The organism is Pedobacter jeongneungensis, from assembly GCF_000633455.1.
Classification (GTDB): Bacteria; Bacteroidota; Bacteroidia; order Sphingobacteriales; family Sphingobacteriaceae; genus Pedobacter; species Pedobacter jeongneungensis_A.
In genome coordinates this window covers 1-258 of the sequence record NZ_AYMG01000043.1, presented here as the reverse complement: position 1 = coordinate 258, position 258 = coordinate 1, and the positions used below count along the sequence as shown (strand labels likewise).

Sequence of the window (258 nt, the reverse complement as noted above, 5' to 3'; positions counted from 1 at the left end):
AGGTCAAACAAAACAAGCTACCGTTACTGTAACCGTTTCAGCACCGGCAATGGTTGCTACAAACGATTCAGGAAATGCAAACGGCTACACCGGTGGAACAGCAGTTGAAAATGTATTGTTGAACGATACCTACAACGGCAACCCGGCTACTTTGAACGAAGTGAAATTAAGCCAGGTTTCGACCACTAACCCTAACGTTACCTTAGATGTAACCACCGGAAAAGTGAACGTTGCACCGAATACTCCGGCAGGAACTTA

Annotated in this window: 1 protein-coding gene; it reads left to right on the top strand. The window is 45.7% G+C overall.

Annotated elements, in window-relative coordinates:
* Positions 1-258: hypothetical protein (locus U859_RS30780; protein ID WP_037505981.1), on the top strand; the 258-nt coding region annotated here is incomplete at both ends.